At 37.0% G+C, this 15,473-nt stretch carries 15 protein-coding genes, 1 pseudogene and 1 riboswitch; of the genes and pseudogenes, 4 read left to right on the forward strand and 12 right to left on the reverse strand.

Features of this window, described 5'->3' with window-relative positions; translation table 11 throughout:
* Positions 1-66: 66 nt before the first annotated feature.
* On the reverse strand, positions 67-1,140 hold the full coding sequence (locus tag H0Z36_RS03545) for a glycosyltransferase (protein WP_296863878.1): 1,074 nt from the start codon (positions 1,138-1,140) through the stop codon (positions 67-69).
* Positions 1,141-1,472: 332 nt separating this feature from the next.
* Here H0Z36_RS03545 and H0Z36_RS03550 point away from each other — a divergent pair, with 332 nt between their 5' ends.
* Positions 1,473-3,008, forward strand: a complete 1,536-nt coding sequence (locus H0Z36_RS03550) for a YifB family Mg chelatase-like AAA ATPase (RefSeq protein WP_296863879.1) — start codon at positions 1,473-1,475, stop codon at positions 3,006-3,008.
* A gap of 194 nt (positions 3,009-3,202) precedes the next feature.
* On the opposite strand, the gene H0Z36_RS03555 is transcribed toward H0Z36_RS03550, so the two are convergent.
* Positions 3,203-3,886, reverse strand: a complete 684-nt coding sequence (locus H0Z36_RS03555; RefSeq protein WP_296863880.1) for a hypothetical protein — start codon at positions 3,884-3,886, stop codon at positions 3,203-3,205.
* 634 nt (positions 3,887-4,520) lie between these two features.
* On the opposite strand from H0Z36_RS03555, the pseudogene H0Z36_RS03560 reads away from it, so the two are divergent.
* The 3 genes and pseudogenes from H0Z36_RS03560 to H0Z36_RS03570 form a co-directional block, all read left to right on the forward strand.
* Positions 4,521-4,670 (forward strand): annotated as a pseudogene (locus H0Z36_RS03560) (ATP-binding protein); the annotation flags it as partial.
* A gap of 416 nt (positions 4,671-5,086) precedes the next feature.
* A complete protein-coding gene (locus tag H0Z36_RS03565) occupies positions 5,087-5,437 on the forward strand; it encodes a hypothetical protein (RefSeq protein ID WP_296863881.1) in 351 nt (116 codons plus the stop codon).
* Positions 5,434-6,300 (forward strand): GGDEF domain-containing protein, encoded by an 867-nt coding sequence (locus H0Z36_RS03570; RefSeq protein WP_296863882.1) that lies wholly within the window; start codon positions 5,434-5,436, stop codon positions 6,298-6,300. The genes H0Z36_RS03565 and H0Z36_RS03570 overlap by 4 nt, the downstream gene beginning before the upstream one ends.
* A 34-nt stretch (positions 6,301-6,334) precedes the next feature.
* Here H0Z36_RS03570 and H0Z36_RS03575 read toward each other — a convergent pair whose 3' ends face one another.
* The 10 genes from H0Z36_RS03575 to H0Z36_RS03620 all read right to left on the reverse strand — a co-directional run bounded on the left by H0Z36_RS03575 (position 6,335) and on the right by H0Z36_RS03620 (position 15,468).
* Positions 6,335-7,204, reverse strand: coding sequence for a bifunctional 5,10-methylenetetrahydrofolate dehydrogenase/5,10-methenyltetrahydrofolate cyclohydrolase (locus tag H0Z36_RS03575; RefSeq protein ID WP_296863883.1), 870 nt, complete (start codon positions 7,202-7,204; stop codon positions 6,335-6,337).
* 76 nt (positions 7,205-7,280) lie between these two features.
* Positions 7,281-8,135: a deoxyribonuclease IV gene (locus tag H0Z36_RS03580; protein WP_296863884.1), complete on the reverse strand. Its 855-nt coding sequence runs from the start codon at positions 8,133-8,135 to the stop codon at positions 7,281-7,283.
* An 11-nt stretch (positions 8,136-8,146) separates the two neighbouring features.
* Entirely contained in the window at positions 8,147-9,094 is a 948-nt protein-coding gene (locus H0Z36_RS03585) for a glycosyltransferase (RefSeq protein WP_296863885.1), read from the reverse strand.
* 208 nt (positions 9,095-9,302) lie between these two features.
* On the reverse strand, positions 9,303-10,211 hold the full coding sequence (locus tag H0Z36_RS03590; RefSeq protein ID WP_296863886.1) for a glycine betaine ABC transporter substrate-binding protein: 909 nt from the start codon (positions 10,209-10,211) through the stop codon (positions 9,303-9,305).
* A gap of 27 nt (positions 10,212-10,238) precedes the next feature.
* Positions 10,239-11,069, reverse strand: coding sequence for a proline/glycine betaine ABC transporter permease (locus H0Z36_RS03595; protein WP_296863887.1), 831 nt, complete (start codon positions 11,067-11,069; stop codon positions 10,239-10,241).
* Positions 11,038-12,264 carry a glycine betaine/L-proline ABC transporter ATP-binding protein gene (locus H0Z36_RS03600; RefSeq protein ID WP_296863888.1) on the reverse strand — a complete coding sequence of 409 codons (1,227 nt, stop codon included), beginning with the start codon at positions 12,262-12,264 and terminating at the stop codon, positions 11,038-11,040. Before H0Z36_RS03600 ends, H0Z36_RS03595 begins: the two co-directional genes overlap by 32 nt.
* 159 nt (positions 12,265-12,423) lie before the next feature.
* Positions 12,424-12,555, reverse strand: a riboswitch (cyclic di-AMP (ydaO/yuaA leader).
* Positions 12,556-12,749: 194 nt separating this feature from the next.
* Positions 12,750-13,097 carry a YraN family protein gene (locus H0Z36_RS03605; protein WP_296863889.1) on the reverse strand — a complete coding sequence of 116 codons (348 nt, stop codon included), beginning with the start codon at positions 13,095-13,097 and terminating at the stop codon, positions 12,750-12,752.
* Positions 13,098-13,106: 9 nt separating this feature from the next.
* Positions 13,107-13,373, reverse strand: a complete 267-nt coding sequence (locus H0Z36_RS03610) for an EscU/YscU/HrcU family type III secretion system export apparatus switch protein (protein ID WP_296863890.1) — start codon at positions 13,371-13,373, stop codon at positions 13,107-13,109.
* Positions 13,374-13,394: 21 nt separating this feature from the next.
* Positions 13,395-14,816, reverse strand: a complete 1,422-nt coding sequence (locus H0Z36_RS03615) for a flagellar hook-length control protein FliK (RefSeq protein WP_296863891.1) — start codon at positions 14,814-14,816, stop codon at positions 13,395-13,397.
* Positions 14,791-15,468: a ribonuclease HII gene (locus H0Z36_RS03620; protein WP_296863892.1), complete on the reverse strand. Its 678-nt coding sequence runs from the start codon at positions 15,466-15,468 to the stop codon at positions 14,791-14,793. Before H0Z36_RS03620 ends, H0Z36_RS03615 begins: the two co-directional genes overlap by 26 nt.
* Positions 15,469-15,473: the final 5 nt, after the last annotated feature.

The raw sequence follows: 15,473 nt of genomic DNA on the forward strand, positions 1-15,473 counted from the left end.
GCTGGGTTTCTATGATTGCTTAAGCTTTTTCATCATATTTAAGTTAACAGCACCAACACAATATCATTACCAGCCAGACAAAAAATTCATTAAATCTTTTTCCATCTTTTCCAGTCGATGCATATAAGTATGTTTAGCTAATATCTCTTCTCTCCCCTGAAGAGCGATTTTATTTCTTTCCCAATCGTTTTTAAGAAAATAATCAACCAGTTCAAGGGTTTCTTCAGGCGAATTTGACCAGACCAAATGATAAAAATTTTTAAAAAGATTTGCATAAGCAGGAGTAAAGGGAGCAAGGTGAAAAGCTCCACATCCCATAATCTCATAGGTACGGCAACTGGTTTGAGTTAAAGAAGTGTTTACAGATTGCAGTCCCAGGACAATTTTAGCCGATGAATAAAGATAAGATGTTTCCCTGTAATCTATATAACCTGCATAAAATTCAGATGGAATAGTATAATCCGCATTGGGATTAGTCCAGTATGCTCCCCACACCTTAAGGTTATAGCCATGTTCTACCAGAGGTTTTAATACTAAATCTATCGATCTGCGGCGAAAATCCTTGTCAGGGGAAAACCAGTAGTAATTATTGGCAGCCAGAACAATATCATATTTATACTCATTTTTGGCAGGCATAGGCCTGAAAACCTCAGGATTACAGGCAAAAGTAAGAGTAGATGAAGGAATTTTTAGTTCTCTGTACCATAAATTACATTCTTCAGCCAGAGTAAAAACATAATCACAGTGAGGTGCAAAAACCAAAGATACTTCTTCAAAAAAAATCGGGTCTTCGGTAGCCCAGTAAATATGGGGAAGATTATATTCATGTATTATCTCGAGAAACTGCTCAGTTTCAAAGAGATTAATCGACCAGCCGGGAGTAAAAACAAAGTGTGGTTTAAATTTATCAAGCCAGTAAACCAAAATATCTTTTTGTTCAGCAGCAGGATATTCAGGTAAAGGCAAAATAAACACTTCATATCCCTTTTCTTCCATAGCCGCAAAAAGCCCAAAATTCAAATAATATAATAAATGGTTTACACACAAAACCCTTACCCTTTCTCCTCTTTCTTTTTCCTTTAAGGTGTGCAGCAGCTCATACATTTTAAGCTTTTTACTTGAATTTAAATTTAAAGTCATACCTCAAATACTTCCTTAAATCCTTTAATCATAAAATATGCCAATTTATTAACCAGGGTTACAAACTCAAAAAAATTTTTCAGAAGTAAAAAAATGAAAACTGCCCGATTAATTCGAGCAGTTAAAAATTAATGTAAAGCTTCTATCACCCACCATGTTAATCCATCCTCAATAAAATCAATAAAAGCTTCTTTAATTTATATTCTAACCCCCCTCATGTATTTTAAGATAGTTTTACTATAAAAACCGCTTTACTCCGGGTAATTTTAATGTAAAATTATTCTATAAAATGGAAAGCTTTTCTTAATAAATTATTTTTAGAGGTGAAAAAAATGCTGGCATCAGTAAATACTATGGTAATAAACGGAATAGAGGCCAAAAATGTCCGGGTAGAAGTTGACATTCAAAATGGTCTGCCCGGCTTTGAAATAGTAGGTTTAGCTTCAACTTCTGTCAAAGAAGCGCGGGAAAGGGTAAAAAGTGCCATCAAAAATAGCGGGTTTAAATTTCCAGGTCAAAAAATCATCGTAAACCTGGCTCCAGCCGATCTGAAAAAGGAAGGCAGCCATTTTGACCTTGCCATAGCATTAGGGATACTCAAAGCTTCCGAACAGATTGTCTCCGATATCCCCGACAGCTTTTACTGGGCAGGAGAGCTTTCCTTAGACGGCAGTATCCGCAGAGTTCCCGGAATTCTTCCTATGGCCCTTGAATTGGCGCGTTTTAAAAACAAAAATATTACTTTTGTAGTTCCCCAGGAAAACGCGGAAGAAGCCGGGCTAGTCGAAAAAATCAGATCTTTTTTTGCCCTGAATTTAAAACAGATTGTGGATTATCTGAAAAAAAACGATAAACTTTACGAAGTACCCCGAGGTAAAATAAAAAATATTTCAAACCAGAGCAATAAATACGACTTTGCTGATGTAAAAGGACAGGAAACTGCCAAAAGGGCTTTAGTTATTGCCGCAGCCGGAATGCACAACGTTCTCCTCATCGGTCCCCCCGGTGGAGGTAAAACCATGCTGGCGCGCCGGCTTCCCGGTATTCTCCCGGAAATGGAAAGGGAAGAAATCCTGGAAACCACCCGCATATACTCCGTAGCCAATCTGCTTACTGCCAAAAAACCGCTCATAGATACGCGCCCTTTTCGGGCACCGCATAAAAATGCCTCATCTGCCAGCATTATCGGAGGAGGCAGAATCCCCCGCCCCGGAGAAATAAGTCTGGCTCAAAATGGCGTGCTTTTTCTAGATGAACTGCCTGAATTTAGCCGTGATGTTTTAGAAGCACTGCGTCAGCCTTTAGAAGACAGAATAGTAACCGTAGCCCGAGCTCATTCAACCCATGTATTCCCTGCCGACTTTTTATTAATATGTTCCATGAATCCCTGCCCCTGCGGGAATTATGGCTCAGATATGGAATGCCGCTGTACTCCGCTGCAAATCCAAAGATATTTGAGCCGCATAAGCGGTCCTCTTTTAGATCGTATAGACCTGCATGTAGAAGTGCCTCGAATTAAATATGAACAGCTCAAGGAAAAAAACGGTGGGGTAACTTCCGCCTTTCTGCGGGAAAAGGTAAAAGAAGCCCGCAAAATTCAGGCAAAACGGTTTGCTGATGAAGGAATAAAACTGAATTCACAAATGGGGTCAGCTGAAGTAAAAAAATACTGTAAAATCGATGAAAAATCGGAAGAACTCTTAAAAACGGCCTTTAAACGGCTCAAACTCAATGCCCGGGCTTATGAACGTATTCTTAAAGTAGCCCGCACCATCGCTGACCTTAACGGTTCACCTCACATAAAAATGCAGCACCTGGCAGAAGCCATCCAGTACCGCAGCCTGGATCGAAAATACTGGGAACGCTGATATACAACTCTATGCAGGTTATTACTGTTGGAAATATATAAAGATGATAAAGCGGAAATAAGCAGAACACCCCTATTAATTAGCCCACTAAGACAGTAACCAATCTTAAATGTTATCTCCGCTTTTATCCAAAACTAAGATTCATGAAAAATCATCTGATAATCATTTTAATATTAAGATACGGTATTAAAATACTAAATATAAAATTTCTTAAAACCCGATATATTGTCTTCCCCAATCTTTATAAGTCCATTTTCTACTCCAATAAATACTTCAACCGTATAATCAAAATCTAACCGTAAATATGAACCCGGACTACCACCATTGTATAAAGTATTTCTTAAAATGTTTATCTCCTTTATTGAAACGACTGTTGGGAAATCAGCAGATGCTACCTCAATATCTCCTCCGAGTGCTTCCACCCAATAAGTATAGTGGGGTGGAGGTGGTTCAACATAATATTTGCCAGTAGCGAAATATCTCATAGTATAAGAGCCATAATCTGTGTCACTGTATACAGTCATAACTGGATAACTTTCCTTAACATTAGGTATTACTTCAATAAAAACATCCTCTGTATCAATCATTGTATGTGGCCTACGATTAAACTCCTCAATTTTTTTTTCTAAATCTCCCACTGTGACTATATTACTATTGCTATTTGGTTTATCTGTTTTTGTGAAAGCATTTGAATCTAAACCCACATATTCAAGAACCTCATAGATATTATCTTCTGTAATTAAAGTTTCAGATGATATCTGTTCTGATAACTGCGTATAATTAGCTTTTGAGGATAATACAGCCGCTGATGTAGGCAACGTAAATAGCAATACAAAAGCTACACATAGATTAAGTATTTTATACACTTTACTTATCATACTAACACTCCTTAATTTACAATCTGCTTTTTGTCTCACCCAAAACACCTGTCCTAAACTATACATAGAATAAACATCCATGTATAGTTGTAAAATAGTTATTTTTTCATATATCACCTTCTTGTATATTTTTTTATATATTGTATAATTTTAACATAGTATATATTTATTATTATATTTTATCAAGGTATTAAATGATTTTTTCGGTGAAAAAAGAATTTTCTATTAATCTCCGGATATTAGTGATTTATACATTAATTTGAATTTAATTCTATTTATTTAAATGATAAGAGGGATTGAAATATGGATATTTTATGTTATATTTTAAAATTTTTGATTCTTTTTTTTGCATTAATAATTATTACAAGAACTTTTATGAATTTAGCAAATTGGACGGGTGAATCGTTAGGCATTGGAGACTTTGTTATAAAACTATTACAGAAGATAGGTAATCTTGCTGTGAATTTATTGCAGAAGATAAAAAAAACTAGAACTAAATAGATTCTGTTTTTTGCTTAATTGCTGCACAGAACTCGGATGGGAAGTTAGGTTATTTAATGCCTTATGTGACCGTAATTCGTTATAAATTAATCGCCAAGATTTAACTATTCTTCTTCCTTCACTAAGGGTTCTAAATCCCTGCCCTTGCGGGAATTATGGCTCAGATATGGAATGCCGCTGTACTCCACTGCAAATCCAAAGATATTTGAGCCGTATAAGCGGTCCTCTTTTAGATCGTATAGACCTGCATGTAGAAGTGCCTCGAATTAAATATGAACAGCTCAATGAAAAAACGGTGGGGTAACTTCCGCTCCAAATGTTTTTACTATTTGACAAAATATTCATTATTTGTCCATCATTATATATTGAAGCAGTTAGGTAAACAAAATCCGGCATAACTATTGAAGGAGAAGAAGCGACGGAGGAAATTATAGACTGGTGTGAGCTGATCCTCTCCACTGGCAGTAGTTTGGCTAATGTTTTTCATATTACCTGGAAAATCTGCTGTAAGCTAATATATTGAATTAATTTACAGTATTTTGTTTTAAATTGGTAAATAGATAACTACAAATTTTAAAATTTTTAATAATAATGTTTGTATTTTGTGCATCTTTAGGTTATGTTATAAATAATATGAGGATTTATATTCCATTTTTATTCAAGCTTGTATCATAATAAGCATGGGGGTATATTGCAATCATGAACAAATATGAGGAAGGCACCAGAAAAGTCGAAATAAATATGCGGCTTTCAGAATTTGAGGTGCCCCCTATACAAGATGTGCTTGTAGTAGGCAAAAAAGCACCTATAGGACCAGAAGCAGCCAGGCGCATGGTAGATGTCCTATCACCAGAACAATACGATATAATAAGAATTGATCATCCTTTTATTGAAGCAGTTATCATTCGCAAAGCGTTGTGCCGAATAATCTCTCCTGATAAAATATTGAAGCTCATTATCGAAGAAAGTGAAAAAATAATGGATGAAGATATGCTTATTAAAATGCAGATGGATATTTCACTTAATATAAGCAAGGTGGTCGATTTATGATAAATGAACTCATGAACATAACATCTGCAAAATTTAAATTTATCGACGCCTGCACCAGTGTCCGCAAAACTATTCAACTACTCGACAAAGGATTTGACTTTTTTGTGGTTACCGAAGATAACTCAATCCTTGGTGTCCTCAGTGCCAAAGAGCTGCTGAAAAGTCATCCCAATCGGATAGCGGCTGACGCACTTAAAAGCGAATATGAAATCGTCCCTTCCGCACTGACCGTATGGGAAGCATATGAAAAGTTGGAACAAAAACCGGAAACCTACCTTATCGTTGTAGATAATGGGAACAACATAACAGGGATAGCAGATTACAGTATCATCCGTTTTGCTATTTCAAAATATATAGATCCATTAACCGGCCTTTTCAAAAGTGATTTTCTCTACTATCAAGGCATTCAATCCCTTAAAAATCATGAGGAAATTTCCGTTCTTTTTCTCGATATAAACGAATTTGGACTTATAAATAAGAAATATGGACATATCAACGGCAATATAATTTTAAGTGAAATAAGCAGTCTTTTAAAACAAAATACCCCTCCGTTTTCTTCATGGTGCAGATTCGGTGGAGACGAATTTGCTATGATAGCATCAATGCAATTGGAAGAAAGCATGGAACTGGCACAAAAAATAGTTGAAAGCATTTCTGAACACCGCTTCAGTATTGGTGTTCCGATATCTGTATCTATAGGTATTGCAAGCGGTCGCCGTAATAAAAACCAGCAGCTCAATAACTATATTAAAATAATAAATAACCTCATCAATAAAGCCAGCTTAGAATCAACCAAGGCTAAGAAAGCTCTCACCTGCTATCTTTCTTCATGTGGATGTCTCGATATAAACGAAATCGCTTAAAAAGTCCTATCTTAAAGAATAGGACTTTTCTTTATTATTTTTTCAAGGCTTGCTGCCTTTCCTGTTCCTGTTTCAGATATATCAGATTATTAAACAATTCTGCCACGGTTATAAGACCTACTCCCCCAGGAACTGCACTGGCAATTTTTGCTTTTTCTTTAGTCTCTGGATGAACATCTCCCACCATTTTCCCTTCTTCATCAAAATTAATCCCAGCATCAATTATTACCACATCTTCTGTTATCATGTCCGGCGTTACAAAATTAGGTTTACCGACCGCTGCTACCAGTATATCTGCCCTTCTTGTCTCTTCTTCCAGATTCACCGTCTTGGAATGGCACAAAGTTACTGTAGCATTTTCTGCCGTCATCATTACTGCCAATGGCTGACCTAGAATCGTACTTCTTCCTAAAATAGTAACCCTTTTGCCTTCGACAGTTATATTATGAGCTTTAAGCATGGTAAGAATGGCTTTAGGCGTAGCCGGTCTTATTCCCTGCTCATAGCTTATAAGTTTTCCCAGGTTGTAGTTGGTAATACCTTCTACATCTTTATAGGGATTAATTACATTAGCAAGAACCTCCAAACTGAAATTGGAAGGTAACGGTTTTTGCAGCATTATGCCGGTAATTTCAGGGTCATTGTTCATATATTCTATTATATGGACAATCTGTTCCTGGCTGTTGCCGGCTGATAATTTCAATATATCTGCATCAACTCCGGTTTCTTCCGCAAACTTGCATATTCCATTTACATACATTTGTGATGCAGGATCTTCTCCTATCTGAAGTATAACCATGTGCATTTTATTAAGCGTTGCATATCTTTTTATTTTTGCTTTGATGGAATTTCTTACCTCTTTGCCGTAAATCAGCATCAACATCATCTCCTTCCATTTCAGCAAAGATTACCCCAGCAACCTTATTTTCTCCCCTGCTTAATTTTTTTGTCAATTTTTTATTCTTAATCTATTCTACAAATCAAATATTTCGATAAGATTTAAGTTTTGCTATATCTTCACCAATTTTTTCATAAGGAGTTTCCAGAATAAAAGGAAGTTCTCTAAAAAATTCATTTTTAAACAAAGCTATAAAACCCTTTTCACCTATAAAACCTTCTCCGATATGAGCATGCCTGTCCCTTTTGCTTCCCAGCTCTTTCATACTGTCATTGGCATGAACAACCTTAACCTTCTCTTTTCCAAAAGTCCCTTTCATTTCAGATAAAATATTATTTATACCCCCAAAATCAGTACAGTCATACCCGGCTGCATATGTGTGGCAGGTATCATAACATATGCCAATATCATCCTTGCGTTCTATTTTCTCCATTATTTGATTTAATTCAGCAAAGTTCTTTCCTATTTCAGTCCCTTGTCCAGCCATAGTCTCCAATAAAACCATAGTATCACCGGTATATCTTTCTAATACACGGTTAAGAAGCTCTGCTACCCGTTTTATACCATTTTCTAAAGTAGAGCCCGTATAAGCACCCGGATGTAAAACCAGATAATCTGCCTTTATCAAATCACAGCGTTTTAAGTCTTCTTCTATTATTTCTTGGGCAAAGCTGTATAAATCTTCTTTAACTGAAGCAGGATTACATATATATGGAATGTGAACGACTACCGGACTTATATTATGTTCTTCAATTTTATCACAAAAATATAAAATTTCTTCATCTGCAAACTTGCGTGCCCCTCTTCTCCTAGGATTACGCAAAAAAATCTGCAAGGCCTCAACTCTCTTTCGAACTGCTTCATCTGCTACATTTTTCAGACCTTTGCCTATAGGAAGGTGAGCTCCGATAACTGGCTTAATTTTAATAATATCCACTCCTTCTTAAATTATTTGCTTAAAAACGAACATAGCTGGTATGCTCTTTGGGCTGCAGTATGATGAGCATAAACATAAGCCTGGCCTTCGCAAGCAATCTTATTTCTTATATCTTCATTATGCAAATAATATTCAACCTTTTCGATTACTTCATCGCTGTTTTTGACCCAATCCAAATGAATCCCTTTCTTAAACAAATGCTCATGGGCTTTAGTATACCAGGTGAGGTAAAAAGCTCCACATCCTAAAACCTCATAGGTTCGCATACTGGTCTGGGTAAATGAAGTATCATCCAAATGCATGCCTAAAACTATTTTAGCTGAAGAATACGCCTCAGGAAGCTTTTCATAAGGAATAAATCCTCCGTAAAATTTAGGATTAATCGTAAATGATTTATCCTGATTCAGCCACCAGTGTCCCCAGACTTTTATATCATATCCTCTTTCCATAAGCGGTAAAAGCATAGAGCGGGCAATTTTTTCCCTGTGTTCATAATTGCTGCCTACAAACATAATATCACATATATAATCGGAATTAGGTAAAGTTTTCTTATGAAAGTCCGGATTACAGCTAAAAAGGAGCAATTCCGACTTTTTCCCTCTTTTCACGTACTCGGGAATAAGCTCTTCGGCAGTTGTCCAAACATATTCTGCGGGTAAGCTTCGCAAAATCGATATTTCCTTAAACCATAAAGGATCTTCCGTTGCCCAATAAATGAGAGGAATTCCAAAAAATCTGCTACTATCATAGACTGCTTTCCAGTTAAGATTAGGAGGATCCCCGTCAGTAAAAATATAATCAGGTTTGGTCTCCTCTAATCTTTTTTTCAAGACTTCCTCCTGTTTATCCCAGGAAATCATCCACAGAGGTATTATGTCCACCTCTTCTCCTATCTGTTTTAAACCAGCAGCTATACCATAAGTTATATAAGGAGGATTGTTAACAAAAATTATCTTCACTTTTATTCCTCTTCTAAATTTATATTTATTACATAATATGAGATAAAACTGGAGTCAGTGTCAGATAATAAATTAAATTATTTTTGCAAGACAATTACCTGGGAAATTTTTATAAATTACAAAAAAATAAAAAGGGCAACAGGTACGTACATTAACCAGATACCTGCTGTCCCAACTATTTTAAAAAACTAAAAACAAAATCCGTTAATTATTTTTGCTGATATTTATCCGGCAGCCAAGTATTAACCAGATCCATATTTTCTTCTACCCATTTACGAGCTGCAGCCTTGCTGTCTCCCATTTCTTCTGCCATATTCATCGCCGAGCTTATATCCTTCTGTTCCCAGTAAAACTTATCAAAGAATTCATATACCTCTGGCATATCTTCTTTTAGACCTTTTCTAACAATGGTATTAATGGTTTCCTCTTCTCCGTAACAACCTTTAGGATCCTCTAAATACTTAAGATCCCACCGGGCAAACTTCCAGTGAGGGCTCCAACCGGTAACAACAACCCAATCCCCTTTTTCTATAGCTTGCTTCAAAGCAGCAGTCATAGTTGCTCCACTGCCTTCAACCAGTTCATAATCAAGTCCATATTCATTTATAGCCTTTTCAGTTGCTTTCATAATGCCTGCTCCAGGATCTATGCCTATGATTTGCCCGTTAAATTTATCTTTTACACTATTCATTTCTTCAATAGAATTAATTTCAACATAACTGGGTACTACCAATCCAATTTTGGCACCTCTAAAATTAGGACCTAAGTTTTCAATCTTGTCTCCTACTTTTTCCATATAGTCTTTATGTGTCCAAGGAAGCCAGGCACAAAACATTGCATCTGCTTCCCCCGCTGCCAAACCTTCATACATTGCTGCTGCTGAAACTGGAGTAAGTTCAACTTTATACCCCATAAAATTTTCTAAAACATCCGCTATTACATGGGTTGTTGCCCGTGCACATGCCCATTCAACATATAACAACTTAATCGTTTCCTTATTCTGCGAATCCTTAGCTACTTTATCCCCGCTTTCAGGGCTCTCCCCACATCCTGCTACTAACAAAGATGCCAGTATAAATACCATCAAAAATGCCAAAATTTTTTTGTTTTTAATCACCCGAAATCCTCTCCTTTCTTAATTAAATCACTTACTTTTTCCTAAACTCTGGGTTATTCTGTCCAATATTATAGCGAGTATAACTATCGCTACTCCGGCTTCAAAACCCATACCCATGTTCAAGGTTTGAATTGCTTTCCATACATCACCTCCCAGTCCTTTAGCCCCAATCATCGCAGCAATAACCACCATAGAAAGCGAAAGCATAATACACTGATTTATTCCTGCTAAAATCGTTGATCTCGCCAAAGGTAATTCAATCTTAAGCAACATCTGAAAAAAAGTAGAGCCAAAAGATCTGCCAAGCTCTATCAATTCTTCCGGCACCTGTCTTATTCCCAAAGCTGTAAGCCTTATAACCGGTGGCATGGCAAAAATAACAGTAGTTATCACTGCCGGAACCACGCCCAGTCCAAAAAAAGGAATAGCGGGAAGCAGATAGACAAAAGCAGGTAATGTCTGCATAAAATCCAAGATAGGTGTAATAATTTTGTAGGCTGTTTTATTTTTAGCTGCCAGTATACCTAAAGGTAGTCCCAATAATATACAAAACAAAACAGCAGATATTATCATCGCCAATGTAGCCATGGTAGCATCCCACAGTTGTATATTGTAAACAAAAAACAATCCAATAAGTGTAAAAATCCCCATGCGTCTACCTGCCAACCACCAAGCCAATGCAGCAACTATAAAAATAAACAGTTCTGGAGGAATCATAACTAAAAAATTTTTTATCCCCAGAATCAACTTTTCAAGAAAATCAGCTATCGATTGAGTTGTATCACTACAATGTAAGGTTAAATATGCAATAAACTTATCTGTCCACTCAGCTAAGGGAATCTTCGGAATATAATTCATGACTTTCCTCCTTCTTTCCTGCTAATCCAGCTATAACCGATCCGCGAACCAATGTACCAACAAGTTTATTATCTTCATCCACAACCGCAACTGGCACCTTAGTATAAGCCAAGACTTCCAATAAATCAGCCAGTAAAGTGTCGGGATGCGCCACCGGCATATCTTTTTGAATTACACGTTCTAATTGTCTATCTCCCTGATTGGCTATCTCTGCTACATCCTCAGCTCTAATATACCCAAGTAAATGTCCATCACGGTCAGTAACAAACAACGAAGATATTCCGTTTTTTTCCATGCTGCGCAATGCTGTACGTGGCCCGTCCTTGGGGAATATTACCGTGCGGGGTTTCACCATAACTGCAGAGGCGGTAAGTGCCTTTGAACGGTCAACGTTCTCAACAAATCTGGCAACATAATCATTGGCAGGAGATAAAAGTATTTCTTCCGGTTCACCAATCTGTACGATGCGTGCATCCTTCATAAGAGCAATTTTATCACCAATTTTTATAGCCTCATCTAAATCATGTGTAACGAAAATTATAGTTTTATGGAGTTTTTTCTGCAGTTCCAGCAGCTCTTCCTGCATTTCATGACGTATGAGTGGATCCAGTGCACTAAAAGGCTCGTCCATAAGCAGCAAGTCAGGATCAGTGGCTAAAGCCCGGGCAATTCCTACCCGCTGTTGCATTCCTCCGCTAAGATTATGCGGATAGTAATCTTCCCAGCCTTTCAAGCCAACCATTTCCAAGGCTTTTTTAGCTTTTTCAGCCCGTTCCTGCCTGTTTATATTTTGTATTTCTAACCCGTAAGCAACATTTTCCAAAACAGTGCGATTAGGTAAAAGCGCAAATCTTTGAAAAACCATTCCCATTTTTTTGCGGCGAATTTCTATCAGCTGTTTATCATTTAGTTTGGTCAAATCTTCACCATCAAGCAGTATTTCGCCTGCAGTTGGCTTAATTAACTGATTTATACAACGTAAAAGGGTCGACTTGCCGCTGCCAGACAACCCCATAATCACAAAACTTTCTCCACTATCAACCGAAAAGCTTACATCCCTTATCCCCACTACCTGTTTAGTCTTTTTACGAATCTCATCATTTCCAATTTCAGGATTTTTCTGTAGTAAGGCAATGGCCTTGTCCGGATTGCTTCCATATATCTTTACCACGTTTCTTACTTCAAGCTTTTTCAATATCTATCACCTTCTTAACATTAATAAAAAATAAAAAAATAAAATTTAATAACTGAGCAATCAAAACATTCCAATTCTACATTAAAAGGGATTACAAAAAGGGGATTTCAAAAATAAAAGTGCCAAGGCGGAGAAAATCGGAAGGCAGACAAAATCCCCATTCTCCCTTTATACTGCTTACGAGGTTAGCTGACGGGTTCGGGCTAAAGGGCACCCTACCAATACGGATTCACCCCACGACATTGGTTCCCCCGCTCTCAGCCAAACGCTGAGATTCAGCATACGAGAATGGTATACAATAATATCATATAGCTTCATTCACATAATCTAATTATAAACATAATTCATATTTTTAAGCAACAACACACCGAGTCAACATATATAAGACATTTAAAAATTTATCCTAAATCCTCTTTTAAATTCTATTTTACCCAAAAATCATTGAATTTTGTAAAAATCAATCACATTGATGCTCAAAAACAATTTTAAAAAGCTTCCTTAATGTGACTTAAAGAAACTCCCTCTTCATTTATTAAAATACTTATCACATCAAACCTTATTTCTTTATAAAAAACATCGGTTTGGCTTAGATAAATACCAGCTGCACGGCGTATATGATTTATTTTTCTCCAGGTAACCGCTTCTTCCGGTTCTCCATACTTTAAACTCCTGCGGGTTTTTACCTCTACAAATATCAGCACATCTTTTTTCGCGCATATTATATCAATTTCCCCATATCTGGTATAGTAATTACAGCCCAAAATCTTATATCCATGCTTTTTAAGGTATTCAACCGCCAGATTTTCTCCCAGCTTTCCCAGTTCCCTTTTCACAAATATCACCTAATATTTCTTGTCCATACGATAAATAAAAGCTAATATCTCCGCAATTACGGGGTAAAGTTCAGGGGGGATTTCTTCATATAAGTCTAATGCCATGAGATAGTCAGCCAAACCTTCATCTCTATGAACAGCTACTCCATACTCTTCCGCAACTGCCTTAATTTTATCAGCTATTATTCCCCGCCCTTTGGCTACTACCCGCGGAGCCGCATCTTTTTCTTCATCATAGCGCAAAGCTACGGCTTTCTTTCTTTTTATATCTTCCATATCTCTGCAACCCCACTTTTACTAAACCACAATATCAATGCTGAAAGGCTTTATATCTTCAACTGCCGGAACCAGTTTAACCGATTTAAGGACTAACTCATCTTTATCTTCAGCCACTTTTATCCCCAAATTATTCACTTTATAACCTAATGCTGATAAAGAAGACAAAAGCTCTTTTATGTTCTTTTCTATATGGTCTTTTACCTGTTCTGATTCGACTACTCCTCTTATATCTAAAGTTGCATTTCTAGCCCAGTTTATATGAAAAAGCACTTTCCCCAGCTTGGAAGTATTAAGTCCAACCACCAGGCTTAAATTATCGGCATTACGCATATCTTTTTGCCTGGAATCTCTTCTAATCTTCATTTCCAAAAGATACATGCCATCTTCCATCTGCACTGGCAGGGCAAAATAGTAACAATTAAAATTATTATCCGGCATATTGCGGCTTATAAAATTAAATAACCGCTGACCTATAAGCTCCTTTTCCCCGTCATTAAGATTTTTTATAAGTTCCTGACCTATAAAGGTTTTATTTGCTGACTCTTCATTTTGCAAAATTTCAAGGCTTAAAGACAAAACTTTCAGCAATTCCTTCTCCCCGGGCAAAACTTGCCTCAGCTTAAGTGGTAAACTATCCAGGCCTTTTTCATCTTTTAAATCTATCCTTATTTCCTCCAATACCTTTTTTAAAACTTGCAGCCAAGGCTTGAGAGGTTGAAAAAACCTGTTTATCTCATTTTTAGAAACAGGCTTTGCTTCCAGCTCAGAAAAAGACAAGTTGCCTGTTTTTACTATTTTTTCACCCTCAGACAATGTCGAAAAAACAAAGTTGTTAGGGCTTCCTATATTGCCTTCTCCTTCCAAAAGGCTTATTATTTTTAAAATATTATCGAACAGCTGGGATAAATCCGTACCCTTACCTGTCCAATGGGCCAATGTCTCCAAAATATCCTTATTAATTGGCAATCCTTTAGCCAAGGTAAAAGCAGCTATCTCCAAATTCTTCCGATTAAACTCACCTAAGATTTTAACTCCCCGCAAAAGCTCTTTGATATTTTCCTGGGTAACAGGCAAATTGTATTGCATAAGCTTCCTAGCAGCCTCAATCTCCTCTTTTCCTGCCGTTATACCTGCCCGCGAAAGATGCAAAGACAGGCTAACATCCTCGAGTTTGGTAAGCACCTCCGGGGTCAATACCTTAAGATAAGCCCTATTATCTTTAAAATTTTCCACCATCAGATAAAGCTGGTCTCCCGGCTTAACCACAGCCTCGCTCAAAGCTTCGATGATCTTTCCTTTAAGAAGAATAATAACTAGACCATTATCCTTTACATCCTTAACCTGCCCTTTAATTATTTCTCCTTTTTTCAGGTTAAGGCTCTGTCCTTCAGGGAAAGTTATATTAAGCTGTATATTATTCAAAGAGACACATCTGGACATCTTTTCCTCCACAGACCATGGATTTTACCGGTTCAAAACTTTTGCGGTGCATTGAACAGACGCCCTGTTTTACAAGCTCCTCAACATGCTTTCTGGTGGCATAACCTTTGTGTTCACTAAATCTATAACCCGGATAAATCATTTCAAAATTCTTCATGCTGTTATCCCTTTCTACTTTGGCTAAAATAGAAGCACAGGCAATGGATATACTCAAACTGTCACCTCTGGTTATATTCATTTGCTCAATATATATATCGGGTATTTTGACCGCATCAGTTAATACTAAATCAGGTTTCAGGCTAAGATTTTCTACTGCCAGCTTCATAGCCAGCCGGGTAGCATTAAGTATATTTATTTCATCAATTATATGAGGCCATACATAAGCTACCGACCAGCTTATCGCCCGCTTTTTAATCTCTCCTGCCAGTTCGGTTCTTCTTTTTTCGGTGAGTTTTTTAGAATCATTAACCCCAGGAAGAAAAAAATCACGAGGTAAAATTACTGCTCCTGCCGCTACCGGCCCGGCAATCGTTCCCCTACCTACTTCATCTACTCCAGCTATGTATTTAAAACCTTTAAGATAAGCCTCTTTCTCATATTCACTTAAAAGTTTAAGTCTTTTTCTCTCATCCTCTAAATTATATTTGCGCATATCCC

Source organism: Thermosyntropha sp. (assembly GCF_017656155.1).
Lineage (GTDB): Bacteria > Bacillota > Syntrophomonadia > Syntrophomonadales > Syntrophomonadaceae > Thermosyntropha.